General features: G+C 57.4%; 23 protein-coding genes. 12 read left to right on the top strand and 11 right to left on the bottom strand.

Translation table 11 applies throughout. The annotated features are described in order from the left end of the window. The first annotated feature begins 57 nt into the window (after positions 1-57). Both BFP70_RS03905 and BFP70_RS03900 read left to right on the top strand, forming a co-directional pair. Positions 58-1,479, top strand: a complete 1,422-nt coding sequence (locus tag BFP70_RS03905) for a M17 family metallopeptidase (protein WP_083217340.1) — start codon at positions 58-60, stop codon at positions 1,477-1,479. Next, positions 1,476-2,330, top strand: coding sequence for an NlpC/P60 family protein (locus tag BFP70_RS03900; protein ID WP_255356583.1), 855 nt, complete (start codon positions 1,476-1,478; stop codon positions 2,328-2,330). Before BFP70_RS03905 ends, BFP70_RS03900 begins: the two co-directional genes overlap by 4 nt. A 4-nt stretch (positions 2,331-2,334) precedes the next feature. On the opposite strand, the gene BFP70_RS03895 is transcribed toward BFP70_RS03900, so the two are convergent. Further along, positions 2,335-2,679: a DUF2794 domain-containing protein gene (locus BFP70_RS03895; RefSeq protein ID WP_066010047.1), complete on the bottom strand. Its 345-nt coding sequence runs from the start codon at positions 2,677-2,679 to the stop codon at positions 2,335-2,337. A gap of 476 nt (positions 2,680-3,155) precedes the next feature. On the opposite strand from BFP70_RS03895, the gene BFP70_RS03890 reads away from it, so the two are divergent. Continuing rightward, on the top strand, positions 3,156-3,602 hold the full coding sequence (locus tag BFP70_RS03890) for a cytochrome c (RefSeq protein ID WP_066010046.1): 447 nt from the start codon (positions 3,156-3,158) through the stop codon (positions 3,600-3,602). 68 nt (positions 3,603-3,670) lie between these two features. Here the strand turns inward: BFP70_RS03890 and BFP70_RS03885 are convergent, their stop codons facing one another. Next, positions 3,671-4,015: a hypothetical protein gene (locus BFP70_RS03885; RefSeq protein WP_066010045.1), complete on the bottom strand. Its 345-nt coding sequence runs from the start codon at positions 4,013-4,015 to the stop codon at positions 3,671-3,673. Between the two features lie 73 nt (positions 4,016-4,088). Here BFP70_RS03885 and BFP70_RS03880 point away from each other — a divergent pair, with 73 nt between their 5' ends. Then, positions 4,089-5,219, top strand: coding sequence for an S-(hydroxymethyl)glutathione dehydrogenase/class III alcohol dehydrogenase (locus BFP70_RS03880; protein WP_066010044.1), 1,131 nt, complete (start codon positions 4,089-4,091; stop codon positions 5,217-5,219). Between the two features lie 86 nt (positions 5,220-5,305). Here BFP70_RS03880 and BFP70_RS03875 read toward each other — a convergent pair whose 3' ends face one another. The 3 genes from BFP70_RS03875 to BFP70_RS03865 all read right to left on the bottom strand — a co-directional run bounded on the left by BFP70_RS03875 (position 5,306) and on the right by BFP70_RS03865 (position 8,346). Then, the gene (locus tag BFP70_RS03875; protein WP_066010043.1) at positions 5,306-6,355 is read right to left on the bottom strand and encodes a glycine betaine/L-proline ABC transporter ATP-binding protein; all 1,050 of its coding nucleotides are present in this window, start codon (positions 6,353-6,355) and stop codon (positions 5,306-5,308) included. Beyond that, on the bottom strand, positions 6,348-7,256 hold the full coding sequence (locus BFP70_RS03870) for a proline/glycine betaine ABC transporter permease (RefSeq protein WP_066010042.1): 909 nt from the start codon (positions 7,254-7,256) through the stop codon (positions 6,348-6,350). The genes BFP70_RS03875 and BFP70_RS03870 overlap by 8 nt, the downstream gene beginning before the upstream one ends. A gap of 88 nt (positions 7,257-7,344) precedes the next feature. Further along, positions 7,345-8,346 carry an ABC transporter substrate-binding protein gene (locus tag BFP70_RS03865; RefSeq protein ID WP_066010041.1) on the bottom strand — a complete coding sequence of 334 codons (1,002 nt, stop codon included), beginning with the start codon at positions 8,344-8,346 and terminating at the stop codon, positions 7,345-7,347. Between the two features lie 333 nt (positions 8,347-8,679). Here BFP70_RS03865 and BFP70_RS03860 point away from each other — a divergent pair, with 333 nt between their 5' ends. From BFP70_RS03860 to BFP70_RS03850, 3 genes are read left to right on the top strand one after another with little or no spacing between them, the layout of a single operon-like run. After that, entirely contained in the window at positions 8,680-9,642 is a 963-nt protein-coding gene (locus tag BFP70_RS03860; protein WP_066010040.1) for a diacylglycerol kinase family protein, read from the top strand. Next, positions 9,639-10,457 (top strand): metallophosphoesterase, encoded by an 819-nt coding sequence (locus BFP70_RS03855; RefSeq protein WP_066010039.1) that lies wholly within the window; start codon positions 9,639-9,641, stop codon positions 10,455-10,457. The genes BFP70_RS03860 and BFP70_RS03855 overlap by 4 nt, the downstream gene beginning before the upstream one ends. Positions 10,458-10,510: 53 nt before the next feature. Next, positions 10,511-10,822: a hypothetical protein gene (locus BFP70_RS03850; protein WP_066010038.1), complete on the top strand. Its 312-nt coding sequence runs from the start codon at positions 10,511-10,513 to the stop codon at positions 10,820-10,822. Between the two features lie 3 nt (positions 10,823-10,825). Here the strand turns inward: BFP70_RS03850 and BFP70_RS03845 are convergent, their stop codons facing one another. Next, the gene (locus BFP70_RS03845; RefSeq protein ID WP_066010037.1) at positions 10,826-11,590 is read right to left on the bottom strand and encodes an alpha/beta fold hydrolase; all 765 of its coding nucleotides are present in this window, start codon (positions 11,588-11,590) and stop codon (positions 10,826-10,828) included. Between the two features lie 125 nt (positions 11,591-11,715). Here BFP70_RS03845 and BFP70_RS03840 point away from each other — a divergent pair, with 125 nt between their 5' ends. Beyond that, on the top strand, positions 11,716-12,093 hold the full coding sequence (locus BFP70_RS03840) for a hypothetical protein (protein WP_066010036.1): 378 nt from the start codon (positions 11,716-11,718) through the stop codon (positions 12,091-12,093). Between the two features lie 74 nt (positions 12,094-12,167). Here BFP70_RS03840 and glyA read toward each other — a convergent pair whose 3' ends face one another. Continuing rightward, positions 12,168-13,460 (bottom strand): serine hydroxymethyltransferase, encoded by a 1,293-nt coding sequence (glyA, locus tag BFP70_RS03835; RefSeq protein ID WP_066010035.1) that lies wholly within the window; start codon positions 13,458-13,460, stop codon positions 12,168-12,170. 168 nt (positions 13,461-13,628) lie between these two features. Here glyA and BFP70_RS03830 point away from each other — a divergent pair, with 168 nt between their 5' ends. Continuing rightward, on the top strand, positions 13,629-14,417 hold the full coding sequence (locus BFP70_RS03830; RefSeq protein ID WP_066010114.1) for an NAD kinase: 789 nt from the start codon (positions 13,629-13,631) through the stop codon (positions 14,415-14,417). A 6-nt stretch (positions 14,418-14,423) separates the two neighbouring features. On the opposite strand, the gene BFP70_RS03825 is transcribed toward BFP70_RS03830, so the two are convergent. The 4 genes from BFP70_RS03825 to BFP70_RS03810 all read right to left on the bottom strand — a co-directional run bounded on the left by BFP70_RS03825 (position 14,424) and on the right by BFP70_RS03810 (position 22,044). Then, positions 14,424-15,851, bottom strand: coding sequence for a sigma-54 dependent transcriptional regulator (locus BFP70_RS03825; RefSeq protein ID WP_083217339.1), 1,428 nt, complete (start codon positions 15,849-15,851; stop codon positions 14,424-14,426). Continuing rightward, positions 15,848-17,371, bottom strand: a complete 1,524-nt coding sequence (locus BFP70_RS03820; RefSeq protein ID WP_176715487.1) for a response regulator — start codon at positions 17,369-17,371, stop codon at positions 15,848-15,850. The genes BFP70_RS03825 and BFP70_RS03820 overlap by 4 nt, the downstream gene beginning before the upstream one ends. A 195-nt stretch (positions 17,372-17,566) precedes the next feature. Continuing rightward, the gene (locus tag BFP70_RS03815) at positions 17,567-19,474 is read right to left on the bottom strand and encodes an AMP-binding protein (RefSeq protein ID WP_066010033.1); all 1,908 of its coding nucleotides are present in this window, start codon (positions 19,472-19,474) and stop codon (positions 17,567-17,569) included. Positions 19,475-19,767: 293 nt separating this feature from the next. Next, positions 19,768-22,044, bottom strand: coding sequence for an NADP-dependent malic enzyme (locus tag BFP70_RS03810; RefSeq protein ID WP_066010032.1), 2,277 nt, complete (start codon positions 22,042-22,044; stop codon positions 19,768-19,770). Between the two features lie 292 nt (positions 22,045-22,336). On the opposite strand from BFP70_RS03810, the gene BFP70_RS03805 reads away from it, so the two are divergent. Genes BFP70_RS03805 through BFP70_RS03795 form a run of 3 tightly spaced genes read left to right on the top strand, consistent with a single transcriptional unit; the run spans position 22,337 to position 25,277 of the window. Then, positions 22,337-22,729: a cytidine deaminase gene (locus BFP70_RS03805; protein WP_066010031.1), complete on the top strand. Its 393-nt coding sequence runs from the start codon at positions 22,337-22,339 to the stop codon at positions 22,727-22,729. After that, positions 22,729-24,039, top strand: coding sequence for a thymidine phosphorylase (locus tag BFP70_RS03800; RefSeq protein ID WP_066010030.1), 1,311 nt, complete (start codon positions 22,729-22,731; stop codon positions 24,037-24,039). The genes BFP70_RS03805 and BFP70_RS03800 overlap by 1 nt, the downstream gene beginning before the upstream one ends. Further along, positions 24,036-25,277 carry a phosphopentomutase gene (locus BFP70_RS03795; protein ID WP_066010029.1) on the top strand — a complete coding sequence of 414 codons (1,242 nt, stop codon included), beginning with the start codon at positions 24,036-24,038 and terminating at the stop codon, positions 25,275-25,277. Before BFP70_RS03800 ends, BFP70_RS03795 begins: the two co-directional genes overlap by 4 nt. Positions 25,278-25,287: the final 10 nt, after the last annotated feature.

Here is a 25,287-nt window from a genome sequence, read left to right as displayed (position 1 = left end):
TGCAGCCCTTGATAAGGGCGTTATTTTGATCTGGTGTCGATTGCGCAGGAATACATCATGACCGCCCCATCTCCATCCCCTTCGGTATCTTTGCTCTCGGCCCGTCCAGCCATGACATTCGCGGGGGGCGATGCTCCCGGCCTGCCGCTATATCTGTGCGAGGATGGTTTCCCTGAAGGCATATCTGCCGCGCAGCAGGCCTTTACCAAGGCGCAGGGGTTCACCGGGGCGCTGGGTCAAATCTGTGTGCTGCCGGGTGACGGTGGCGAGATTGCGGGTGCCCTTTTTGGCTTGGGAAGCGATAGAGCGCGGCAGCGTGGCCGGTTTCACTTTGCCTTGGCCGCTGCCGGATTGCCGGCTGGTGATTGGCATCTTGTCGGGTTCCTTTCGGCACAAGAACAACACGAGGCGGCGCTGGGCTGGTTATTGGCGGGATATCGTTTTAACCGATATGCGTCGGCCCCCCCCCCAGTGGCCCGGTTGATTTGTCCAGAGGGCTGCGATGCGCAGCAATTGGAAATCATCGTGGCAGGCGAGGCGCTGACCCGCGATCTGATCAATACACCAGCCAATGACATGGGGCCGGCAGAGTTGGAGGCAGAGGCCTGCAGCCTTGCCGATATGCATGGTGCGAAAATTGAGGTCATCACCGGTGAGGATCTGTTGCAAAAAGGCTTTCCACTGATCCACACGGTCGGGCAGGCCAGCCCGCGCGCACCGCGCTTGATCGATATGCGTTGGGGTGGTGCGGGGCCAGAGCTGACATTGGTCGGCAAAGGCGTATGTTTTGACACCGGCGGGCTGAACCTAAAGCCCGGTGCCTCAATGGGGTTGATGAAAAAAGATATGGGCGGCGCAGCAACGGTGCTGGGTCTGGCGCATATGATCATGGCCTTAGATCTGCCGGTGCAATTGCGTGTCTTGATCCCGGCGGTGGAAAATGCGGTGGGCGGCGCGGCGTTCCGTCCACAAGATATTTATACATCGCGCAAGGGCTTAACGGTTGAAATCAATAATACCGATGCGGAGGGCCGGCTTGTTCTGGCCGATGCTCTGGCCTATGCGGATGAAGAAAATCCCGACCTTATTATCTGTATGGCGACTTTGACAGGTGCTGCGCGGGCAGCCTTGGGCGGGGATTTGCCGCCGTTTTACACCGATGATGACGATCTGGCCGAGGCCTTGTTTTCGGCCGGGCGCGAGGCCGCCGACCCGCTTTGGCGCATGCCATTCTGGACCCCTTACGAGTCGATGATCGAACCGGGCATCGCTGATTTGGACAATGCGCCGGCAGGGGGTATGGCGGGATCAATCACTGCCGCACTCTTTCTGCGCCGCTTCGTTACGCAGACAGAAAACTTCGCACATTTTGATATTTACGGCTGGCAGCGTAGCGCTGCACCCGCGCGGCCTAAAGGCGGTGTCGGGCAGGGTGCGCGGGCCATTTTGGCCGCCTTGCCAAAGGTGCTGTCACTATGATCATGGATGGATGTGATCCGCGCGCCGGGTTTGATCGACGCTTGACGCCGTTTTCGGGTCGGATCGCGCTACGCGATTGGCAAGACCGGGTAGAGGCCATGTCCTATACCGACGGTCAGCAGGCGCGGGTCGCGGTCCCTGTTCTGGATCTGATGTCGGCCCCCAACGGCACGCGCGATCGGCAGGTGCTGTTTGGTCAGCGCCTGACTGTGATCGAAACACGCGGCCCGTCATGCTTTGTTCAGACCCGTGTGGATGGTTATTGCGGTTGGGTGGACAGCGGTGCGATTGATGCGCCCAGGGCCCCGACGCATCGGGTGACGGCGCCTGCAACCCATGTCTATCGCGAAGGATCAATCAAGCGCGGGACATTGATGCGGCTGTCTATTGGGGCAGTTGTAACGGTTCTGCGTGAAGAGGCGGAATTTTACGTTACACCGGACGGTTTTATTCCAAAACAACATCTTAATCGGCTTGATGCGGTTGAGGCAGACCCGGTCACAGTGGCCGCGCGGCTTCTTGGCACACCCTATCTGTGGGGTGGAAATTCGCGCGATGGCATCGATTGTTCGGGTTTGGTGCAGCTGTCACTGCGGGTCAGCGGAATACCGTGCCCCGGCGATAGCGATCTGCAATGGAACAGTTTGGGCCAAAAGTTACCCGATGATGCAACGCCCCAACGTGGCGACTTCCTGTTTTGGAAAGGTCACGTGGCGATCGCATGCGATAGTAGCACATTGATTCATGCAAATGCGGGCGCTATGGCGGTGTCCTATGAAGATATCGCGGCAACATTGGCGCGGATAGACGCCGCACAAGAGGGGCCATTTCTGGGTATACGCAGGCTGTAATCCCCTAATCAACGGGTCGGATCAGCTTCCGTTCCAGGACATAGAGCACCTGCCGCAGATCTGATCCGCGTTTTAATACCCGGCCATCCATCGCGATCACCGCATACAGGCCTTGTTTGTTGCGCAGGGCAGGCCGCTTCTCAATCCGATACAGCGGCGTCTCGGTTGCCCGGCGAAACACCGAGAATACCGCGACATTGCGCAGGAAGCTCATGGCATAGTCACGCCATTCACCAGCTGCGACCATTCGCCCATATACGGATAGGATAACGGATAACTCCGTCCGGTCAAACGCCACCTGTGGTGGGCTTGGGCGGGGATGAAGGGGCGTTGGCTCTTGCACAGTCATTTATTAATGCTGCCATCGTGCGCGGGACCTGGCAAGCCCTTCATGATCGCGCGTCGATCAAATCCGCTTGTATTTTCGCCTAGAAACAGTTATCTAAATTTTCGTGGTTAAACAGATATTCACGCCGTTAGGCATGCCTTTTTTCTGCCGCAAATATTCCGCAAAAACGCCTGGTTTCGATCAATTTTTCGCCATATTCGTCCGTGATAGTCGACGTAGCGGAAATCGCTATAGTCCCGATGGCGCGGATAACAGCCCCCACCCAGTACGCGCCGTCGGGACGCAAATTTTCCAAATTTACAATCTAAACCAACGGCTCTGCGGCATATGTTTCGTGCATAATCCGCTGCAGTTCCTGACATTTCAGTGATCAAGGACGTGTTTGGGGTGTATTTATGGTGTCTTCAGCTAGGCTTCAGCTGTAACGCAACAGTGTATTTTCAAGATGCGACTGATCACAGACTAGGAGCCAGGTTATGACTCAAACTCTTTCACGCAATACGTTTCTTTTGGGACTCGGTTTGGCCGTGCTGTCCAGCGCCGCGATTGCACATGCCGCAGTAACGGACCCGACCGTCAAGGCTCGTATGCAAGGGATGAAAGACATCCGCACCCATTACGCCATCATGGGTGATATGGTCAAAGGAAAGACCGAATTCGACGCGGCAGCTGCTCAGGCCGCGATGGCTGAATTGGCGATTGAGGCCGAAAATATTCCGGCCTTGTTTGCAGATCCTGCCGCTGACCCGGAATCTGAGGCCAAACCCGCGATCTGGGACAATATGGATGATTTCGCGCAAAAGGCCGATGCGCTTTATGCAGCGGCAATGGCCGCGGATACCTCCAGCCTGGACGGTGCACGCGCCAGCATGAAGCAGATCGGCATGACGTGCAAAGCCTGCCACGACGATTATAAAGACTGATTACGCCGCAAGGTTGCGCAAATCAGATGTAAAACGGGGGTGCCATTGGCGCCCCCGTTTTTATCGGCTTAGCCGCAGTCAATATTGTAGATGTTGCCGTATTGATCCAACCGGAACACGACGCGGTGCGGGGTATAGATCTGGTCCTCTACGCCGCGCCATTCAACAACACGGTAGGGGCGATCACCCAGCCCCAGAGAAGGGATCACCGTTTCAGGTTGGCCCAGTGCCGTGACATATTCCTTTGCGTGGCACAGATCGGGTTCGCGCTCGACAAGACCACTATCGGTCGTCGATGTCTCCGGCGTCATATACGGTGTCGGAAGATTGGGGGTCGGCGCCAGCTCGGGCTCTGGTGGCGCGCAGCCAACCAAAAGCACACTCGCGGCAATGACGGAAACTCTGGTCAACATGTCGCACCCTTGCTTGTGTTTAATCGCCCAATAGAGCAGGCTCTGCCCCGATATATACATGGAGCACTTTCAGATGAGAACCCGTGCCGCAGTTGCTTTGGAAGCAGGTAAGCCACTTGAAATTATGGAGGTCGAGCTGGACGGCCCGAAAAAAGGGGAGGTCTTGGTCGAAATCAAGGCGACAGGGCTGTGCCACACGGATGAGTTCACCCGGTCTGGCGCGGATCCTGAGGGAATTTTCCCAGTGATTCTGGGCCATGAAGGCGCAGGGATCGTGCTTGAGGTTGGCGAGGGTGTCACAACGTTGAAGCCCGGTGATCATGTAATCCCGCTATATACGCCCGAATGCCGGGAATGCGCGTCGTGCCTGTCGGGAAAAACCAATCTGTGCACGGCCATTCGCAATACGCAAGGGCAGGGGCTGATGCCAGATGGCACCACGCGGTTCAAGATGCTCGATGGGACGCCGATCCATCACTATATGGGGTGTTCAACCTTTGCGAACCACACAGTGATGCCAGAGATTGCATTGGCCAAAGTGCGTGACGACGCGCCTTTCGACAAGATTTGTTATATCGGATGCGGTGTGACCACCGGCATCGGTGCGGTCATCAACACCGCAGGGGTAGAGATCGGCGCAACAGCGGCGGTATTCGGCCTTGGGGGGATCGGTCTGAATGTCATCCAAGGCCTGCGGATGGCGGGCGCGGATGTGATCATCGGCGTGGACCTGAACGATGATAAGGCGGAAATGGCGAAGAAATTCGGCATGACGCATTTCGTGAACCCGTCGAAAATTAAGGGCAGCGTTGTCGAGGAAATTGTCAACCTGACCAAGAAGGGCGCTGATCAGATCGGTGGCGTGGATTATTCATTTGACGCCACGGGCAATGTGAAAGTCATGCGCGATGCGTTGGAATGTTCACATCGGGGCTGGGGCGTTTCAGTCATTATTGGCGTGGCGCCGGCTGGTGCCGAAATCTCGACCCGGCCATTCCAATTGGTCACAGGGCGGGTTTGGAAAGGCACGGCATTCGGCGGCGCAAAGGGGCGCACAGATGTGCCAAAATTCGTCGATTGGTATATGGATGGGAAAATTGAGATCGACTCGATGATCACCCATACCCTGACCCTAGATGAGATCAATCACGGCTTTGATCTGATGCATGAAGGCAAATCCATCCGTGCCGTCGTGCAATATTAAAACGATGCAGACATACTGCGGGTGATACAATGGATAACAGGCGGCGCATCATGCACCGCCTGTTATCGTCTTTTAAGGCCCCTTGATCAAAGAGCAGGCGCATCCGCAGGCGTCACCATCGCCCCAAGGATAGAAGCGATATCGATCACCCCAGCTGGCGTGCCATTGCGGTCCAAAATCGTTGCCTGGGTCGCGTTGGCCTTGGTCATTTCGCGTGCGACCAGTTCCAGCACCAATCGGCCCGGGAGTTGCAGTTCTGGAAGCGGTGCGCCCGGTGGCAGGGGCTGTGCCAAACGATCCGCATGGATCACCCGGCCGCGGTTCACTTCACGCACGAACTCCGCGATATAATCATTTGCTGGGCGCAGCACGATATCTTGCCCGGTTCCCACTTGCTCTAATGCGCCATCGCGCAAAATGGCAATGGAATCGCCAAGGCGCAGGGCCTCGTCCAAATCATGCGTGATGAAGACAATCGTCTTTTTCAGCTCATCTTGCAGATCCAGCAGCACTTTTTGCATGTCCATCCGGATCAGCGGATCCAGTGCCGAAAAGGCTTCGTCCATCAGCAAAATATCCGCATCATTGGCCAACGCTCTGGCCAGGCCGACACGTTGCTGCATGCCGCCAGACAGCTGATTTGGGAAGTTATCTTCAAAACCCGACAAACCAACCCGATCAATCCAGCGGCGCGCTATCGGTTCGGATTTCGACCGTGGCAGCCCCTGAATATCCAAGCCATAGCAGGTGTTGTCCAACACGGTGCGATGCGGCAACAGGCCGAATTTCTGAAACACCATCGCGGTTTTCAGGCGCCGAAAATGCCGCAGCTCTGTTGGGTTCATTGAGACGACGTCTTGTCCCTCATACAGGATCTCACCAGCGGTGGGCATGATCAGCCCGTTAATATGCCGGATAAGGGTAGATTTTCCTGACCCTGACAGCCCCATGATGACCGAGATCTCCCCCGGTGCCAGATCCAAGTTGATATTTTGCAACCCCAAGACATGGTTGTATTTGTCGTTCAGCTCTTCCTTCGTCATCCCGGCTTTGACGCGGTCGACATATTTCGCGGGGTTTTGGCCGAAAATCTTATAAAGGTTACGGATTTCAATGCCAGAGCGTGTGTCAGTCATGGCCGGTCTCCGTATGTTTTTGCAACCGCTTCCCGAAGGCTTGCGATGTGCGGTCAAAGATAATCGCGATTGCGACAAGCGCAAAACCATTCAAAAACCCGATGGTGAAGAACTGATTGTTGATGGCTTGCAGCACGTTTTTGCCAAGCCCGCCAACCCCTACCATGGAGGCCACAACGACCATCGCAAGCGCCATCATGATGGTTTGGTTGACCCCGGTCATAATCGTCGGCAAGGCCAGTGGCAGCTGAACGCCCCACAGTTTTTGCCGGCTATCAGAGCCAAAGGCGTCGGCGGCCTCAATCACTTCTTGGTCGACCAGACGGATGCCCAGATTGGTCAGGCGGATCATCGGTGGGACGGCATAGATTACGACGGCAATCACACCGGGCACTTTGCCGATGCCGAAAATCACCACGACCGGGATAAGATAGACAAAAGACGGCATGGTTTGCATCACGTCCAACACCGGGGAGAGGACTGATTTGAACCGATCTGACCGCGCCATCATGATGCCCAGGGGCAGGCCCAGAATAATCGCGATTAATGTGGCAACAGTGACCATCGCCAAGGTGGTCATTGTGTCTTCCCACAGGTCAAAAATACCAATGAACATCAGCCCGGCGAACGCGCCAAGCACGGTCTTCCAGCTGCGCGATGCAGCATAGACAATGCCCAGCATTACAGCCATGACGATGAACCACGGGGTTTGGGTGAAAATATCTTCCAGCGTGTTCAAAAACACCTGAAGCGGCCAGGTGGCCTGATCGATAACATCCGACCAGCTTCGGACAAGGTCGCGAAACCCGCCGTCGATGGTGGTGCGCATTGTGCGCAATGATTTATTGCTGAGCGATGGAAATTCGCACAGTAGTTCGGGCAGTCCCCAGCATGATGCCATGTGTCAGGTCTCCTGTCTGGCATTCTTTATGATCGGCGTCTGTTGATGGGAAATGGGCGCGGAAATTTCCCGCGCCCAAAATCCGTCATCACAGTTCGTCTGCGATCTTTTCAGCGGTCTCTTCCGCAACCCAGCTTTTCCAGATGTCATAGTTTTCAAGGAAATAGTAAGCTGTGTCTTCATTCGTTGCCTGGTTGTCATCTTTCCAGGCAAGGATCCCATTCACCGTGTCATTGTCCCATTGACGCGTGCTGAAATATTCAACCGTCATCGGATTGTTGTCCGCGAATTCCTTTGTCACGACGGTATTCACATCGGCAACCGGATAGGCATTTGGCTGTGGGTCCGCGCAATCTGCAATCGCGGTACAATTGTCGAAGGCCTCGCGGTCCAGCGGAACGCCCGCATCCAAGAGCACCATGTCATATTTGCCCAAGATCGCGGTCGGAGCCCAGTAATAGCCCATCCAACCTTCCTCGCGCTCATAGGCATTCGCAAGCGACCCGTCCAAGCCAGCCGCCGACCCGGTATCTACCAGATCAAAGCCTTTGTCCTCTGCGCCATAGGCCTCAAATAGGTTGGCTGTTGAAATCTGGCAGTTCCAACCCGCCGGGCAGTTATACACCCCACCGCGTGAGGGGTCTTCAGGCGCCGGGAACAGTTCTGGATGTTCAAGGGCATCTGCAACTGTTTTGATGTCGGGATGGGCGTCTTGAATGTATTTCGGGATCCACCAGCCCTGCACACCGCCATCTTTCAGCAGCGGAACGGTTTCGACTAGGCGGCCTTCGGCCTTTGCTGCATCCAGCGCGACCTTGACCGCGTCGACCCATAGTTCAGGCGCGACATCGGGTTCGCCTTTTTCATTCATCGAAGTGAATGTCGGCATCGTGTCGCCGGTGACCAATGTCACATCGCAGCCATAGCCAGCTTCAAGCACGATCTTGTCGACCCACGCGGCGACGCCGGCAGATGCCCAGTTCATTTCCGCAATTTGCACATCGCCGCATTCGGCATCTTGGGCAAACGCCGGCGCTGCCAGTGCGCAAAATGCAGCGGAAAGCAAATATTTCGTTGGATTGGCCTTCATCGGGTTACTCCTTGGGACAGCATTATCAGTGTCCAATCATGGGGCGGCTGCCGCGTCCACAGATGGATGATTGCAATAGCAACCTAGATCTCGGTCACGAAAATGCGAGAAATTCGCATCATTCTATAGGCTGACGTTACAGGATGCGACCGAATTGGACCAAAAACGACATTATGTGTCGCAATTTTATTCCACATGCGGCGGGTGCGGCACGAACCCAGCGTGACGACGGGCGCGCGGCAAACCCATTGAATTTTCCGGCGTGCTGGAAACCAGACGATGATCCGCGCGTTGATGGGTAAGAGTTTTGAACTTTGCCCAAGGGGTTTTGCCATGACACGCGCCGATTTACAGACATCCTTTGCCGCAGGGCGGCGCGACCTGCGGGTGTCTATTATTGCAAATCCCAAAAGTGGGCAAAACAGCCGTGCGCGTGAGCCGTTAGAGACGGCCAAGGACGTATTTGGGTCCAATGCCCGGATCTATTTCTGGAAACCAGGGGCAGAGATCGCACAGACGGTGCAACAGGCGCTGGAGGATGGCGCAGAGCTGGTTGTGGCGGCGGGCGGGGATGGCACGTGCATGGCCGTGGCGCAGGCAATGTTGGGTCAGCCGGTCCCGATGGCGGTCTTGCCATTGGGCACGTTCAATTTTTACGCGCGTGGCCTTGGCTTATCAGAGGATCCAACCGAAACAGCACAACAAATTCTGGATGGCCATGCCCATGATATCTCCGTCGGGTCGGTGAATGGGCAGGTGTTCTTAAACAATGCTTCTTTAGGGATTTATCCTCAAATCCTGCGCGCACGAGAGGCGATTTACCGTCGCTGGGGGCGTCACCGCATTGTGGCCTATTGGTCCGTCATTCGAACATTCTTACGGTTTCAGCGCCCGATGTCCGCCAAAATCACCACCGAACATCACGTTGCCTATCATAAGACGCCGCTGATCTTTGTTGCCCGCTCTGCCTATCAGCTGGACCGGTTCAATCTGAACGGTGCAGAGGCGATCGAGCAGGATAAATTCGCCGTTCTCATCGCACGTTCAAAAGGCCGCATGGGGCTGTTTCGTCTGGCATGGCGCATGGTTACGCGCACGATGGCTCAAGATCGCGACTATGATCTTGTGACATGTCGTGAAATCACGATTGAAACAAAACGCAAACGCGCGTTGCTGGCCTATGACGGCGAAAAACAACGCAGCCTTAGCCCGTTTAAATTTCATATGTCAAAAAAATCGCTGAAAATCATTCTGCCGCCGCAAGACGGCGCACAGCTTCAGGAGGCCGCTGAATGACACGCATCGTGCATCTATCCGATCTGCATTTCGGCCGTTCCGACCCGGAGTTGGAGCAGCCGTTGTTACAACAGATCCACCGGCTTGCGCCTGACCTTGTGATTATCTCAGGTGATTTTACGCAACGTGCGCGGCGCAGCCAATTTGCACAGGCCAGGGAATTCATTGATCAAATCAAACTGCCTGTCCTAGCGGTTCCGGGAAATCACGACACGCCCTTGGATAATCTTTACATGCGGTTTATCGCTCCGTGGCGGCGTTATCGCAATGCGATTGATCACCAGTTGGAACCGCAATGGCGTGATGATCAGGTGCATGTGGTCGGGGTGAACACGGTCAATCGCTTTGCGTGGCAGCGCGGTAAAATATCGCAAAGGATGCTGCGCCATGTGTGCCATGCCTTTGAAAACGGCCCAGACGCGCGGCTGAACGTCGTTGTAATGCACCACCCGCTGGAACATGGCCCCGACACCGATAAGAAACTGATGGACGGGGCGCAGGCGGCGTTGAAACAGCTGTCGGATTGCGGTGCGGATCTGGTCCTGTCGGGACATCTGCACGAAGCTTCCTCCGGTCCGTTTCGTGCCGCACCGGGGTTGATGTTTGTGCAGGCGGGCACGGGCCTGTCGACACGTCTAAGGGGCGCGCCCAACACGTTTAACATGATAGAGGAGCGCGGCGGAGAACTAACGATTACCCGCTATGAAGCGCCCGCAGGCCAAGGGTTTCGGGCGGTTGTGTCCGAAACCTTTGGAAAATTCGCCCGCGAATGGCGACCGGTCCCCGTAGCTGCGGCGACGCGATCGGCGCGGTGATTTATACGCTTTGTTAACCATCCATCGGCCAGCCTGTGGATCAGGAGGGTCCGATGCGTTTGGTTTGGTGGATACTGGTATGCGCTGGCTGTTCACATTCGCCCGCGCCGCAATTTTGGGGCGCGCAGCGTTCCGAGATAGTGCTGCAGGGCATCCGCTTCGCCGTCTATGATATTGGTGGCGCGGTAGAGGTGGTGCGGCTGGGATGGCTACCGCGGGCGGCACGCGATCAGGTGCCTGAATTGATGCGCAGCGCGGCACAGCAGGCCAGCGGTTGCACCGTGGCGGGGCCAGCGGCCGGGCCGCTGAAATCCCCCTCGCTTCCCGGCGATACCGGGGAGGCGCGCTTTCGTATGCGATGTTAGGCCTTAGCCAGTGATGAATTCTTGCACTACGGCCTCAAATTCACGGGGCTTTTCGGCGTGAAGCCAATGACCCGCGCCGTCGATCTTCGAAAATTCGGCCTGTGGGAACAGCGTATCGATCTTCTTACGTCCATCATCGGTAAGGTAATCAGACGCGCCTCCATAGACGAATAGGGCAGGGCGATCAAAGACAGCATCCACCTCAGGAAAGCTGAGGATCTTGTTCATCTCGGCTTCAAGCACGTCCAGATTCAGCTTCCAGCGTGCAGGCTCTGCCTTCAGGTCAAGCGATTGCAACAAGAAAGCGCGCACCGCTTCGGTGTCAATATCCTTGGATAGGCGTTTATTGGCCTCGGACCGCAGGGTCAAATCCTGCGTGTCCAGTGCCTTCATTGCCTTCACCAAATGCATTTGGGTATGACGATAGGTCACGGGTGCAATATCGGCCACGATCAGCTTGCCAATTTTTTCAGGCTGGGTCAGGGCCAGATACATCGCCGCCTTGCCGCCCATCGAATGGCCCAGCACATCCATCTGTCCGCCATGGGCGTCGATTACCTCAGCGAGATCGCTGGCCATATCGGCATAGCTATGCGTTTCAGTCCAGCCGCTATCTCCATGATTTCGTTGATCAACGGTGATCACCTCACGGTCTGAGGACAGCCGTTTTTGGATTACACCCCAGTTGCGCGCGGACCCAAACAGCCCATGCACAATCAGTAGCGGCGGTTGCTCGGTGGCCGAGCCCTGAGAGACAGTGTTCAACATAGCGACATGGCTAGCGCGTTGCGCAAACTTGCGCCAGCCCCGTTTTTGTTGTGCATCACAATTGTGGCGGATTGCTTGCCCTTGGTGGCGTGAAATCCTAACCTGCGCCACGCAAGGAGAGGCCGATGAATCCCGCCGATTTACAAAAAAAGATCAACCATATTTCCCGCCTTCTGGCACAGCGTCTAGGGGCCAAGGGCGTGGATCTACGCACGCGGATCGACAGCCGCTCGCGGAGCTTGCCGCGCAAGGTGCGCCAGGCCGGTCTACGTCTTGCGCAGCGCGAACAGATCATGGCCGCGCCAAAACTGGTGATGCAGCTTGATGCCCGCGCGGTGGAGCGTGATTTCAAAACCTGCGCGAAATATCTTGAACCGCTTGGCGCACAGGCGCGTTTGATGCAGGGTGCGCTGCGGGCTGTGACCTCCATCGTGTTTATTGTGGCGGTGACGGGCGGCGCGATGCTGGTCTGGGCCATGGCAACGGGCCAGATTACTCTGTGACACTTTGATACGGTGTCGCATCATGTAAAAAGGGCTCCGAAAACGGAGCCCTTCTAATTTTATGATCCGTCACATCACAGGTTGGGATACAGCGGGAAACGGGCGCATAGATCTGCGACCTTCGCGCGCACTGCGGCCTCAACTTCGGCGTTGCCGTCTTCGCCATTGGCGGCCAAACCGTCCACGACCTCAACGATCAACCGGCCGATTTCGCGGAAGTCATCTTCTTTGAATCCGCGCGTGGTGCCAGCTGGCGTGCCCAAGCGAATGCCCGATGTTACGGTTGGTTTTTCAGGGTCAAACGGGATGCCGTTCTTGTTGCATGTGATATGCGCACGGCCCAGGGCCTTGTCAGTGGTGTTGCCCTTCACGCCTTTGGGGCGAAGGTCGACCAGCATGACATGGGTGTCGGTGCCGCCGGTGACGATATCAAGGCCACCTTTCATCAGCTCATCGGCCAAGGCTTGTGCGTTCTTGACGACCTGCTGTGCATAGACCTTGAATTCCGGGCGCAGGGCTTCGCCAAAGGCCACGGCCTTACCGGCGATAACATGCATCAACGGGCCACCTTGAATACCAGGGAAGATCGCAGAATTGACCTTCTTCGCGATCGCCTCGTCATTGGTCAAGATCATGCCGCCACGCGGGCCGCGCAGGGTTTTATGCGTCGTGGTTGTCGCCACATCGGCATAGGGGAACGGTGACGGATGCTGACCACCGGCGACCAGACCGGCGAAATGCGCCATGTCAACCATCAGATAGGCGCCAACCGAATCTGCAATTTCGCGCATCTTGGCAAAATCGATCTGACGTGGAATGGCCGAACCACCGGCAATGATCATCTTCGGCTTATGCTCGGTTGCCAGCTCTTGCACCTGATCGTAATCCAGACGCTGATCTTGCTGACGCACACCATATTGGATGGCGTTGAACCATTTGCCCGATTGGTTCGGCTTGGCACCGTGGGTCAGGTGGCCGCCAGCATCCAGTGACATACCAAGGATCGTGTCGCCCGGCTGCAGCAGCGCCTGAAACACACCTTGGTTCGCCTGGCTGCCCGAATTGGGCTGCACATTGGCAAATTCACAGCCGAACAGCTGTTTCGCGCGGTCGATGGCCAGGTTCTCGGCAACGTCTGCGAACTGGCATCCGCCGTAATAGCGGCGGCCCGGATAGCCTTCGGCATATTTATTGGTCAGGACAGAGCCCTGCGCTTCCATAACAGCCGCCGAAACGATGTTCTCGGACGCGATCAGTTCGATCTCGTCACGCTGGCGGCCCAGTTCGTTGCGGATCGCGCCGAACAGGTCGGGGTCACGGGTTTCAAGGCTTTCAGTGAAGAAGCCGGCATCGCGCTGATCGGTCATTCTCAAGATCTCCCAGGAAGGAATGTCGCGGGTCGTTTATCGCACAATTCGCCGGGCGAAAAGCGTCAGAGACGACAAAATCGCGACAAGCTGCGGCAGATGCCCAAAAACTTCGGGTTTTACGGCTTGTGTTTTGCCAATGGCATTGGTCTATCCTTGGGGCCGGCGATGGGCCAGACCAAGGAGGAGACGGGCTTGATCAGGCCAAGAAAGATGCATTTTGCCGCCGCGATGCAGGCAAGCGCACAAGAGGCTTTGGGGGAGCTGACCGGCTATTATGGTCAGTCCGAGCTGGAAGAATCTGACGTGGTAATCGCCTTGGGTGGCGATGGGTTCATGCTGCAATGTCTGCATCAAAACACGGGCTTACCTGTATATGGTATGAATCGGGGCACCATTGGTTTCTTGATGAACAATTATGCGCCCGATGATCTGCCAGACCGTCTTGAACTGGCTGAAGAGGCCGAGATTAAGCCGCTGTCGATGCGTGCATTGACAACCGATGGGGAGCTGCATACCGCGCAGGCCTTTAATGAGGTTTCATTGCTGCGTGCTGGACCGCAGGCTGCCAAGCTCAGAATTTCCGTGAATGGCAAAGTGCGCATGGAAGAGCTGATCTGTGATGGCGCGATTTTATCAACGCCTGCCGGGTCGACCGCCTATAACTATTCGGCGCATGGCCCGATTCTGCCGATTGGGGCGGATGTTCTGGCGCTGACCGGGATCGCCTGTTTCCGCCCACGCCGCTGGCGCGGCGCGATCTTGCCCGACACGGCCTCGGTTCGTTTCGACGTGCTGGAACCCGAAAAGCGCCCGGTGATGTCTGACGCGGATTCGCGCTCGGTGAAATCGGTGTTATGGGTGGAAATCAAAGCCGAGCCTGTGATCAAACACCGCCTGCTTTTCGACCCGGGTCATGGGCTGGAAGAGCGTCTGATGAGCGAACAATTCGCCTGACCCCTCCTAGGGGACGTCGGTTTTTTTCCAATGATCGATTTTTCGATAGAGGGTTGATGGTGCGAGGTCCAGCTCACGCGCGGTTTGGGATACGGAGCCGTCGTGGCGGTGCAGGGCGTCTTCGATCACGGCACGTTCTATTTGCGCAAGGGTTTGTCCGGCAAAGCTGGGATTGCCCGTGGGGGCTGATTGTGGGCCGCGGCCGGGGCTGGCCAACACGCTTAGGTCGCTGGGCAGCATAGCTGATACCAGCTCAGGCGCATCATGCAGCACGGTGATTGACCGTAGCACATTGGTCAATTGTCGGATATTGCCGGGCCAATCCTGGGCTTGCAAAATTGCATGGGCCTGCGGGCTGATGCGGGTGAAGGCCCGGTTTTCAATCGCGGCGAATTTGCGCAGCAAGGTTTCAGCGATTGGGCCGATATCCTCGGGACGCTCGCGCAGCGGTGGCATCTGAATTGGCACGACGCAAAGCCGGTAAAACAAATCATTTCGCAAATGCCCGCCTTCGATCGCGGCATGGGCGGGGCGCGTGGTGGATGTGATCAGCCGAATATCTGCTTTGCGCGGTTCGGTTGCGCCCAGTGGGCGAAAGCTTGTGCTGTGTAAAAACCGCAGCAGCTTTGCTTGCAGCCCCAGATCCAGTTCATCTATCTTATCCAGAAACAAGGTGCCGCCATCGGCACGTTGCAGCGCGCCGGGCATATCCGCAGTGGCCCCGGATACAGCGCCCCGCAAATGGCCAAATACCTCGGAATCGAAACGGTCCGTGCTAAGCGATGACCCGTCGAGCACCACGAATTTCTCTGCCGCGCGTGGGGAAAGCGCGTGGATCGCTTCGGCGCATAGCTCTTTGCCGGTGCCGGATTCGCCCGTGATGAAAACCGGGGCCATTGACCGCGCGGTAGAGCGGATCATGTCATAAACCCGCGTCATTTTGGCAGAAGTGCCGATGAACCCCGCCAAGGCCCCGGCCTGCGGACCGTGGTGGTCGGGTTGGGCCATGGCCACGGCCCTGCGGGCGTTTTGCACAACCGAGGCCAACCGGGTTTCGGCCACCGGTTTTACCAAGAAATCCTGTGCGCCAGATCGCATCGCGGTGACTGCCCGATCCACCGAACGATCCGCCGTCACGACGATAATCGCAGCACCGGGGCGCATCCGCAGCATATCGCGCAACATTTCGAGCCCGTCGCGATCGGGCAGAAGCAGATCCAGAATCACCACCGGGGGGGCATATTCCGCGAAAATTTGCATCCCTGCAGCGGCCGTCTCGGCGGTTGCGACCGTCAGCCCCATCGACGCCAAATATTGTTCATATATCAACCGCAGCGTCGGGGTGTCTTCGATCACCAGAATATCGGGTTCAAAGCCAGCGTTGCGGCGGGTGCTGGGCAGTGTGGCCTCAGCGGGGTTTGGGGCCTGTGTCATGTTGGCTGACCCTTTCGCTGCGTTTTGAAGGTGCCAACGTAATGGATCATCTTATCCAATTCTGCCATCAGGCTTTGTGCGGTATCGGAATGCAGTGCGGGTGTTGCGTCGCTTATGTTGTCTTGCATGGCGTGGGACAATGCCAGCAGGCGGTTTGCCCCAACGGCCCCCGACACCGCAACCAATACATGCAGCTGTTCGCGCACACGCTTGGCGTCGCGGTCGGCCAGGGCGGCAATCAGCCCGCGCTCTACCCGTTGCAGATCATATGACAGGCGGTCCAAAAGCTCTGATCGGCCATCAACGCCCGCGATTTCCAGCAGATGCTCCAACTGTGAATGATCCATCGCAGGCTCTGGCCAGCATTGTGCCGTGCTGCGTAGATGCGGCATGGTTTGGCGCAGCGCATCGGCCAATGCATCGACCCGTGTCAGTGGCTTGGCCACAATCGCATCTGCGCCTTTTGTCATAATGGCTTCGCGGTTGGCGCGCAGCACATATGCAGTGCAGGCAATCACCGGAAGATGCGCCCGTCGCGCATAGGATTTTATCCCCGCGATCAGGTCCAGACCCGACAATCCGGGCAATTCAATATCTACGATAGCCGCATCGAAATGTTCCGATCTCAGCCGGGTTTGTGCGCTTAGACCGTTGTCGCACAGTTCCACCTGTGCCCCCATCATCACCAGCATTTGGTTTAAAACCGCCTGATTGATCTGACTGTCTTCGACGACCAAGATGCGCTTGCCATGCAGATTGGGCAGGGGGGAATGGCTGGGCGATGTGGACGCGGCCGGCGACTGAATGGGAATGGTCAGCGCCACCCGCGCGCCACGATCGGCGCGATTGCTTAGACGCAACTCCCCGTCCAGACGTTGGGCCATTTCATGCGCGATATATAAGCCCAAGCCTTGTCCTTGCCGCATCCGATCCGTGTGATGCAGGGCCTGATCGGGGGGAAGATGCAGCAGCCGGTCTTCGAATCCGGGGCCGTCATCATCTACGGTCAGCAGCAGATGCGCCGGGTCTTGCGGTGTGACGGTCAGACGCACCCCGCCCTGATCGGTGAATTTGATTGCGTTTGAAATAAGGTTCGATACGCAACGCTCAAAGGCCGTGCGGTCCACGATGACCACGTCCGGCAAATCAGGGGATAGGGCGATATCCAGCCGCAACTGTTTTTCCTGCGCCCGGCCCAACCACCGCATTTCCAGATCGTGCAGCAACTGCCCCATATCCGAAGGCACGGAGTCAGCCACACCAATATCTTCGGCCACCAGATCCAGACCTTGTTCCAGAAGGCGGGCCATTGTTTCACTGGCAGCGCGGACGCGTGCAAATTGCATCTGCATCTGTGGTGGCAAACCATCGCGTTCGATCAAACGCAGCCCACCGATGATGTCAGAGGCAGCGGCGCGCAGATCATGGCCCATCAATGCCGCACGTTCGCGCCGTGTCGTGACCTCGGCACTATTGGGCGGCGCGGTGTCGCTGGGCGATAGGGAAGGGGGCAAGGGCATAATCTTCAACATACGGGCTTAATCGCTTTGCCGTATACGGCAAAACGTCTTCGTAACATGTAAGATAATCGGAATGTGTTTCAAAAAAATATATCACGCCGGGTGATGCTGCCCAAATGCCACGCTTGAATGGCCTGGGCGTTCATGGCGTTTGCTGGCTTTGGCACCGAATGCAGGACGCCAAAGCCTGAGGTATCACGCAGCATGGCCTTTGAAATTGGGATAGCCGAGGGCGCGCAGCGCCATCGAAACCTCATCCAAAATTGCCGGATCATCAATCGTCGCAGGCATTCGGAAGGGCTCTCCATCCGCGATCTTGGCCATTGTAGCGCGCAAAATCTTGCCAGAGCGCGTCTTGGGCAGGCGATCCACCACGCAGCCGAGCTTGAACGCCGCAACCGGACCGATTTGGTCGCGCATCATCTGCACGCAATCTTGAATGATCTGTTGATGCGGTTTGGTTGTGCCTGTGTTCAGGCAGACAAAGCCGATTGGAACCTGCCCTTTCAGCGGGTCCGCCGCACCGATAACAGCGCATTCTGCGACATCGGGATGGGCGGCCAGAACCTCTTCCATTGCGCCGGTCGACAGACGATGCCCGGCGACATTGATCACATCATCCGTGCGCGCCATGATGTAAAGATACCCATCGTCATCCATATATCCTGCGTCGCCGGTCTCATAATATCCGGGGAATTGCTGCAAATAGCTTGTGCGGAAGCGATCTTGAGCATTCCACAATGTTGGCAATGTTCCCGGTGGCAAAGGCAGTTTGATCGCGATGGCGCCCAATGTGCCGGATTTGACCACATGGCCGCCTTCATCGAGCACGCGCACATCATAGCCCGGCATCGCAACGGAAGGAGAGCCGATCTTTACCGGCAGTCGCTCAATTCCAAGCGGGTTGGCGGCAATCGCCCAGCCGGTTTCGGTTTGCCACCAATGGTCGATGACAGGCACGTTCAAATGTTCTTGCGCCCATTTTATCGTGTCAGGATCGGCCCGTTCCCCGGCCAGAAACAAGGCCTGAAGGTCATGCAACTTATACCGCTTGATCCATTCGCCTTTGGGATCTTCGCGCCGGATTGCGCGCAGGGCTGTTGGCGCGGTGAAAAAGCTTTTGATGCGCATGTTCTGGATAGTGCGCCAAAAGGCGCCCGGATGTGGGGTGCCCACTGGTTTGCCCTCAAATACCACGGTCGTCGCACCGGCGATCAGCGGCCCATAACAGATATAGCTGTGGCCAACGACCCACCCAACATCAGAAGCCGCCCAGAACCTGTCGCCAGCTTCAATATTGTAGATATTCTTCATCGACCATTGTAGCGCGACCAGATGGCCCGCCGTATGGCGCACCACACCTTTGGGCTGTCCGGTGGTTCCGGATGTATATAGGATATAGGCCGGATGATTGCCCTCGACAGGAATGCAATCGGCGGCTTTGACGCCATATTGGAACCCATGCCAGCTAAAATCGCGGCCGGGGGTCAGCTTCGCGACCTCTTGCTCGCGTTGGAATATCACACAAAATTCCGGCTTGTGCTGTGCTTGGTCAATCGCCGCATCGACCAGGGGTTTGTAATGCACCACGCGGCCCGGTTCCAATCCGCAAGAGGCCGCGATAATGGCCTTGGGCGTGCAATCGTCAATGCGCACCGCCAATTCCGCCGCTGCGAATCCGCCAAAGACCACGCAGTGAATCGCGCCAATCCGTGCGCAGGCCAGCATGGCAATCAAGGCTTCGGGGATCATCGGCATATAGATGATGACACGGTCGCCTTTTTCAATCCCGCGCATTTTCAGCGCCCCGGCCAAGGTCGCAACGCGGTCGCGCAGCTCTGTATAGGTCACACCTTTGGTCGCATGGGTGATCGGGCTTTCATGTTGTATTGCGATTTGATCACCGCGGCCTGCTTCGACATGGCGGTCCACCGCATTCCAGCAGGTGTTGACCATCCCATCGGAGAACCATTCGTAATTCGGGTGGTCTGCATCAAACAGCGCTTTAGAGGGGGGGCGATCCCATGAAATTTCATCGGCAGCCTGCATCCAGAATGCTTCTGGATCCGCCTTCCACGCGTCACGAACGTCTTTATAGCGCATCTTGCCCTCCTCCTAAGTGCGATCTTTTGTAATGCAATGGTTCATATGCGGGCAACATTATTGCAAAGTAAATTCACCCTATGGATGAAATCCTTGCGTAGATCTCGCGAAATATTTGCAAAAGTATCGAGTTGCATACTTGGGGTAAGGTTTTGCAAGGGATTTGCAAAGCCGGGCGTGGCGATCGCGCTACGCGTCTGAAACCCATAAAGCCCAAGACGAAAAACGCCTGCCAAGAGATCTTGGCAGGCGGGACGCGCATTATGTCGGGTTACCGGCTTTGCGGGCGGCGCTTAGCCATATTGCGTAACGGGCGTGCCTGCGATGGCGGCCATATTTAGCAAGCCACGGGTAGAAATCGACGGCGTGACGATATGCGCCTGGTTGCCCATCCCCATCAAAATCGGTCCGACTTCCAAGCCGTTCGCCTTGGTCTTCAAGATGTTGCGCACAGCAGATGCGGTGTCGGTAGAGGCAAAGACAAGCACATTCGCGGCACCTTCAAACCGGCCTTCAGGCAGCAGACGTTCGCGCAAGGGCTGTTTTAATGCCGCATCCACATGCATCTCACCTTCAAAGGCGAAATCGACTTCGCGCGCCTCCAGCAGGTTCATTGCGGCCCGCATCCGGTGGCCAGTATCAATGTCAAGATTGCCGAATTGGCTGTGCGAACATAGCGCGACTTTCGGCGTCAGGCCAAAGCGGCGGACATGGCGGGCAGCACCAATACATGTCTCCATGATCTGTTCCGGCGTCGGTGTGTGATGCACATGGGTGTCCGCGATGAACAGCGGGCCGTCTTCCATGATCAACAGCGACAGCGCGCCTTGTGGATGGCGGCCTTTGCGGGCCAGGATCTGACGAATGTAATTCAGGTGCCAGCCAAACTGGCCAAATGTGCCGCAGATCAGGGAATCTGCTTCTTCACGATGCACCATGACCCCGGCAATGGCGGTGGTATTGGTGCGCATAATGGCGCGGGCCAGATCCGGCGTGACACCCTGACGCGACATCAACTCATGATAGGTGTTCCAGTAATCCCGATACCGTGGATCATTCTCCGGGTTCACAATCTGTGTCTCATTCAGATCTAACGTCAGACCCGCGCGTTCGCAGCGCATGGCAATGACATCGGGACGGCCAATCAGGATCGGCGTCTCGGTGGTTTCTTCCAACATGGCCTGTGCGGCACGCAGCACGCGCTCATCCTCGCCTTCGGAGAAGACGATTTTGCGGTTGGTATGGGCTGCGGCCTCAAACACCGGACGCATCAGCAGGGCAGATTTGAACACCGTGCCTTCCAGCTTGCGCTTATAGGTTTTCAGGCAGTCCAGCGGGCGCTGGGCGACGCCGGTATCCATCGCGGCCTTGGCAACCGCGGTGGCGACAATGCCGATCAAACGCGGGTCAAAGGGTTTGGGGATCAGATAATCGGCCCCAAATGTCAGTTTCTCCCCTTGATACGCGGCGGCCGCCTCGGCAGAGGTGGTGATCCGCGCCAGCTCTGCGATGCCCTCGACACAGGCGATCTGCATTTCGTCATTGATCTCGGTCGCGCCCACATCCAGTGCGCCACGGAAGATGAATGGGAAACACAAGACATTATTGACCTGATTAGGGAAATCCGAACGCCCGGTGGCGATGATCGCATCTGGGGCAATCTCTCGGGCCAGGTCGGGCATGATTTCAGGATTGGGGTTGGCCAGGGCGAAAATGATCGGCCGTGAGGCCATTTTCTTGACCATCTCAGGCTTAAGCACATTGGGGCCCGACAGGCCAAGGAACAGATCCGCCCCGTCGATCACATCTGCCAGATCGCGTTTGTCTGACACCTGGGCAAAGGCAGATTTATGTGGGTTCATGTCAATTTCACGGCCTTCATAGACCAGTCCGTGAATGTCGCACAGCCAGATGTTTTCACGCTTTACGCCCAGCTTGATCAGCATATTCAGACAGGCAATGCCCGCAGCGCCGCCGCCGGTCGACACGATCTTGATGTCTTCCATCTTTTTGCCCGCGATATGCAGCGCATTGGTCGCTGCCGCGCCGACAACGATGGCCGTGCCATGCTGATCATCGTGGAATACCGGGATGTTCATCCGCTCACGGCAGATTTTTTCGACGATAAAGCAGTCGGGGGCTTTGATGTCTTCAAGGTTGATCGCGCCGAAGGTAGGCTCCATCGCGCAGACGATTTCGGCCAGTTTCTCAGGGTCTGATTGGTCCAGCTCGATGTCAAAGCAGTCGATATGGGCGAATTTCTTAAACAGAACCGCCTTGCCTTCCATCACAGGTTTCGACGCCAGCGCCCCGATGTTGCCCAGACCCAGCACCGCCGAGCCATTGCTGACAACCCCAACCAGATTGCCCCGCGCAGTGTAGCGCGATGCATCCGCAGGCGTGTCCTTGATCTCAAGGCAGGCTTCGGCCACGCCCGGGCTATAGGCCAGGGCCAGATCGCGGCCATTGGCCATCGGTTTGGTCGCGCGGATCTCTAGCTTACCGGGCTTGGGGTATTCGTGATAATCCAAAGCCGGATGGCGTGGGGTGTCGCTGCGTTCTTCAACCATGAGCGGGGCCTCCTCATCAGTTGGTTTAATGTTAAACCAGTTTTGCATTCGCAATGACCCAAGCGCCGCTTTTATGCAAGGGTTCTCGCAGTGGGCGAAAGGAAACAGCGTCAACACCGCGTGAATTGGTTGCTTATTCTAACCAGTTTTGCACCGTCTTTCGGGCGTGACAGCTTTCGTCGCAGATTCGCATGGGCGCGGATGGATGCTTGCATCGGCTTGCGGTGCGTTGCAGTTTCACCGAAAGTGAACCGCGTCACTAAATCTGCCCCACCAAGCCAAGGATGTATTGATGTCGCTACTGGATGATGCTCGCGCGGTGCGCCCCAATGCCTATGCGCCCTATTCAAAATTTTCTGTTGGCGCGGCGATCCGCAGTGCGTCGGGGCATATCTATCGCGGCGTCAATGTCGAAAACGTCGCCTATCCAGAGGGCACCTGCGCCGAAGCCGGCGCAATTGCTGCGATGATTGCCGCCGGTGAAACGCAGCTGGTCGAGGTTGCGGTGATCGCTGATAGCCCCAGCCCTGTGCCACCCTGCGGCGGGTGCCGGCAAAAGCTGGCGGAATTTGGCGCAGGCGATGTTGTTGTGACATTGGGCACCACGGCAGGTGCCACATTGCAAACCACAATCAGTGATCTGTTGCCCGGCCGGTTCGATGCTTCGCATATGGATCACAGCTGATGGATGCGCGCCGGATCATTCAAACAGTGCGGGACGGTGGCGGTCTGTCGGCCGAGGACGCACGGTGGTTTGCCCATGGTCTGGCAAATGATCAGGTCGGCGATGCGCAGGCGGGGGCCTTTGCGATGGCCGTGCTGCTGCGCGGGATCGGGGTCAGCGGGCGTGTTGCCCTGACCGAAGGGATGCGCGACAGCGGTCAGGTGCTGAACTGGGATTTGCCCGGCCCAGTAATCGACAAACATTCCACGGGCGGAGTGGGCGATTGTGTCTCATTGTTGCTGGCGCCGGCACTGGCGGCATGTGGCTGTTATGTTCCGATGATCTCTGGCCGGGGTCTGGGCCATACCGGCGGCACATTGGATAAAATGGAGGCAATTCCGGGCTATCGTGTTGATCACGGTGTAGAGGGGTTGCAAAAGATCGTAGGTCAAGTGGGGTGTGCGATTGCAGGTGCCAGTGACGCGATTGCGCCTGCCGATCGCCGATTATACGCGGTGCGCGATATTTGCGGCGCGGTGGAAAGCATTGACTTGATCACCCCGTCGATTTTGTCGAAAAAGCTGGCTGCCGGGCTTCAGGGATTGGTTCTGGATGTCAAAGTGGGCTCTGGCGCGTTCATGACGGATATGGATGATGCGCGCGCCTTGGCACGGGCCTTGGTGGAAACGGCGAATGGGGCAGGCTGCAAGACCTCTGCGCTGATCACCGACATGAACCAGAGCCTTTCGCGCACGGCGGGCAACGCGCTAGAGGTGATCGAGGTCCTGGAGACCCTGACCGGACAGGATGTCAATGATGCGCTATGGGATGTGACCTCGGCGTTGGGTGGTGAAGCGCTTTTGTTGGCCGGGATCGTCAAGACGCGCGAAGACGGGTTTGCGCGGATTGATCAGGCCATCGAAAGTGGCCAGGCGGCAGAATATTTCGGCAAGATGGTCGCGGCCATGGGTGGCCCAGCGGATTTTGTAGAGCGGTTCTTGGATCGCCTGCCCTCTGCGCCGGTGCTGCGCCCTGTGCCCGCAGCGCGTGACGGTGTTGTGTCGCGGATTGATGCGCGGATTCTGGGGGAGGCTGTGGTGGATCTTGGCGGCGGGCGTCTGCGTGCTGGCGACAAGGTCAATCCCAGCGTCGGCCTGTCGGGATTGGCGCGAATTGGTCAGCAGGTCGAGGTGGGCGAACCGATTGCACTTATCCACGCCGCTACGGAAGAGGCCGCACAGGCCTGCGCCCGTGTGGTGCAGCGCGCCTATCATGTCGGGGCGGCCCCGGTGCCGGAGCCAAATTTGATCCATGAAAGGATCACCCAGTGACCCGGGCGTTCCTGATCGTGATGGATTCGGTGGGTATTGGGGGCGCGCCCGATGCCGGGTCGTTTTTCAATGGAACCACGCCCGACACCGGGGCGAATACGCTGGGCCATATCGCACAGGCATGTGCGCAAGGCGCAGCGCAGGGCGGGCGGCGTGGCCCGTTGCGTATGCCGGTTTTGGATCAGCTGGGCCTTGGGGCGGCTTTGGCTTTGGCAAGCGGTCCGTCTGAAACAGAGGCGACGGATGCAGATCCGGCAGGGATGGGTTTGGGCGCAGTGCCGCAGGGGCTGTGGGGCGTCGGAAATGAGCACTCCAACGGCAAAGACACCCCCTCTGGTCATTGGGAACTGGCCGGTGTGCCTGTTCCGTGGGATTGGGGTTATTTCCGCGATAAAACCAACAGCTTTCCTGCCGATGTGGTCGATGCGGTGATGCAGATCGCCGGCACCCAAGGGATTTTGGGCAATTGCCATGCTTCTGGCACAGATATTCTGCGCGCCCTTGGGGCGCAGCATCTGCAGACGGGGTGGCCGATCTGCTATACCTCTGCCGATAGTGTGTTTCAGATTGCTGCGCATGAAGTGGCCTTCGGGCTGGACCGCCTGCTGTCGCTATGTGAACAGCTGGCTCCGATCTTGCATCAACGTAAAATCGGCCGGGTGATCGCACGCCCCTTCCTGGGCACTCCGGGAGCGTTTGAGCGCACGCCTAACAGGCGCGATTACGCGATCGCCCCACCGCAGCCCACGCTGCTGGATTGGGCCACGCAGGCCGGGCGCGTCACCCACGCGGTTGGCAAAATCGGCGATATTTTCAGCCATCGCGGCATCGCGCATCTGCATAAAGGGGCCGGGGATGCCGCCTTGATGACGCATCTGCAGCGCCTTGCGCTTGAGGCGGAGCCGGGCAGCCTGACATTTGCGAATTTCGTCGAATTTGACAGTCTTTGGGGCCATAGGCGCGATGTGTCAGGCTATGCCCGCGCATTGGAATGGTTTGATACACAGGTTGGGATCTTTCTGGCCCGTTTGCGCCCCGGCGATCTGGCAATTTTTACCGCCGATCATGGCAATGATCCTAGTTGGTGCGGCACAGACCATACGCGCGAACGCGTGCCGATCCTTGGCTGGGGGCGTGGCGCACGCGCCATCGGTCAGCGCGATTTCACCGATATTGCGGCCTCTGTGGCCGATCATCTGCAAATCCCGGCGGCAGGGCCGGGCCGAAGCTTCCTGTGAAGGAGAAGAC

This window comes from Thioclava sp. SK-1, from assembly GCF_001705665.1.
Taxonomy (GTDB): domain Bacteria; phylum Pseudomonadota; class Alphaproteobacteria; order Rhodobacterales; family Rhodobacteraceae; genus Thioclava.
Note: the sequence above shows the minus strand (reverse complement) of the source record. Positions and strands in the feature narration are given on the sequence as shown.

What these genes read in the sequence shown, in the direction of transcription:
- BFP70_RS03905 (WP_083217340.1), top strand. Translation starts at nt 58, where the DNA reads ATGACCGCCCCATCTCCATCCCCTTCGGTATCTTTGCTCTCGGCCCGT.
- BFP70_RS03900 (WP_255356583.1), top strand. Translation starts at nt 1,476, where the DNA reads ATGATCATGGATGGATGTGATCCGCGCGCCGGGTTTGATCGACGCTTG.
- BFP70_RS03895 (WP_066010047.1), bottom strand. Translation starts at nt 2,679, where the DNA reads ATGACTGTGCAAGAGCCAACGCCCCTTCATCCCCGCCCAAGCCCACCA.
- BFP70_RS03890 (WP_066010046.1), top strand. Translation starts at nt 3,156, where the DNA reads ATGACTCAAACTCTTTCACGCAATACGTTTCTTTTGGGACTCGGTTTG.
- BFP70_RS03885 (WP_066010045.1), bottom strand. Translation starts at nt 4,015, where the DNA reads ATGTTGACCAGAGTTTCCGTCATTGCCGCGAGTGTGCTTTTGGTTGGC.
- BFP70_RS03880 (WP_066010044.1), top strand. Translation starts at nt 4,089, where the DNA reads ATGAGAACCCGTGCCGCAGTTGCTTTGGAAGCAGGTAAGCCACTTGAA.
- BFP70_RS03875 (WP_066010043.1), bottom strand. Translation starts at nt 6,355, where the DNA reads ATGACTGACACACGCTCTGGCATTGAAATCCGTAACCTTTATAAGATT.
- BFP70_RS03870 (WP_066010042.1), bottom strand. Translation starts at nt 7,256, where the DNA reads ATGGCATCATGCTGGGGACTGCCCGAACTACTGTGCGAATTTCCATCG.
- BFP70_RS03865 (WP_066010041.1), bottom strand. Translation starts at nt 8,346, where the DNA reads ATGAAGGCCAATCCAACGAAATATTTGCTTTCCGCTGCATTTTGCGCA.
- BFP70_RS03860 (WP_066010040.1), top strand. Translation starts at nt 8,680, where the DNA reads ATGACACGCGCCGATTTACAGACATCCTTTGCCGCAGGGCGGCGCGAC.
- BFP70_RS03855 (WP_066010039.1), top strand. Translation starts at nt 9,639, where the DNA reads ATGACACGCATCGTGCATCTATCCGATCTGCATTTCGGCCGTTCCGAC.
- BFP70_RS03850 (WP_066010038.1), top strand. Translation starts at nt 10,511, where the DNA reads ATGCGTTTGGTTTGGTGGATACTGGTATGCGCTGGCTGTTCACATTCG.
- BFP70_RS03845 (WP_066010037.1), bottom strand. Translation starts at nt 11,590, where the DNA reads ATGTTGAACACTGTCTCTCAGGGCTCGGCCACCGAGCAACCGCCGCTA.
- BFP70_RS03840 (WP_066010036.1), top strand. Translation starts at nt 11,716, where the DNA reads ATGAATCCCGCCGATTTACAAAAAAAGATCAACCATATTTCCCGCCTT.
- glyA (WP_066010035.1), bottom strand. Translation starts at nt 13,460, where the DNA reads ATGACCGATCAGCGCGATGCCGGCTTCTTCACTGAAAGCCTTGAAACC.
- BFP70_RS03830 (WP_066010114.1), top strand. Translation starts at nt 13,629, where the DNA reads ATGGGCCAGACCAAGGAGGAGACGGGCTTGATCAGGCCAAGAAAGATG.
- BFP70_RS03825 (WP_083217339.1), bottom strand. Translation starts at nt 15,851, where the DNA reads ATGACACAGGCCCCAAACCCCGCTGAGGCCACACTGCCCAGCACCCGC.
- BFP70_RS03820 (WP_176715487.1), bottom strand. Translation starts at nt 17,371, where the DNA reads ATGCCCTTGCCCCCTTCCCTATCGCCCAGCGACACCGCGCCGCCCAAT.
- BFP70_RS03815 (WP_066010033.1), bottom strand. Translation starts at nt 19,474, where the DNA reads ATGCGCTATAAAGACGTTCGTGACGCGTGGAAGGCGGATCCAGAAGCA.
- BFP70_RS03810 (WP_066010032.1), bottom strand. Translation starts at nt 22,044, where the DNA reads ATGGTTGAAGAACGCAGCGACACCCCACGCCATCCGGCTTTGGATTAT.
- BFP70_RS03805 (WP_066010031.1), top strand. Translation starts at nt 22,337, where the DNA reads ATGTCGCTACTGGATGATGCTCGCGCGGTGCGCCCCAATGCCTATGCG.
- BFP70_RS03800 (WP_066010030.1), top strand. Translation starts at nt 22,729, where the DNA reads ATGGATGCGCGCCGGATCATTCAAACAGTGCGGGACGGTGGCGGTCTG.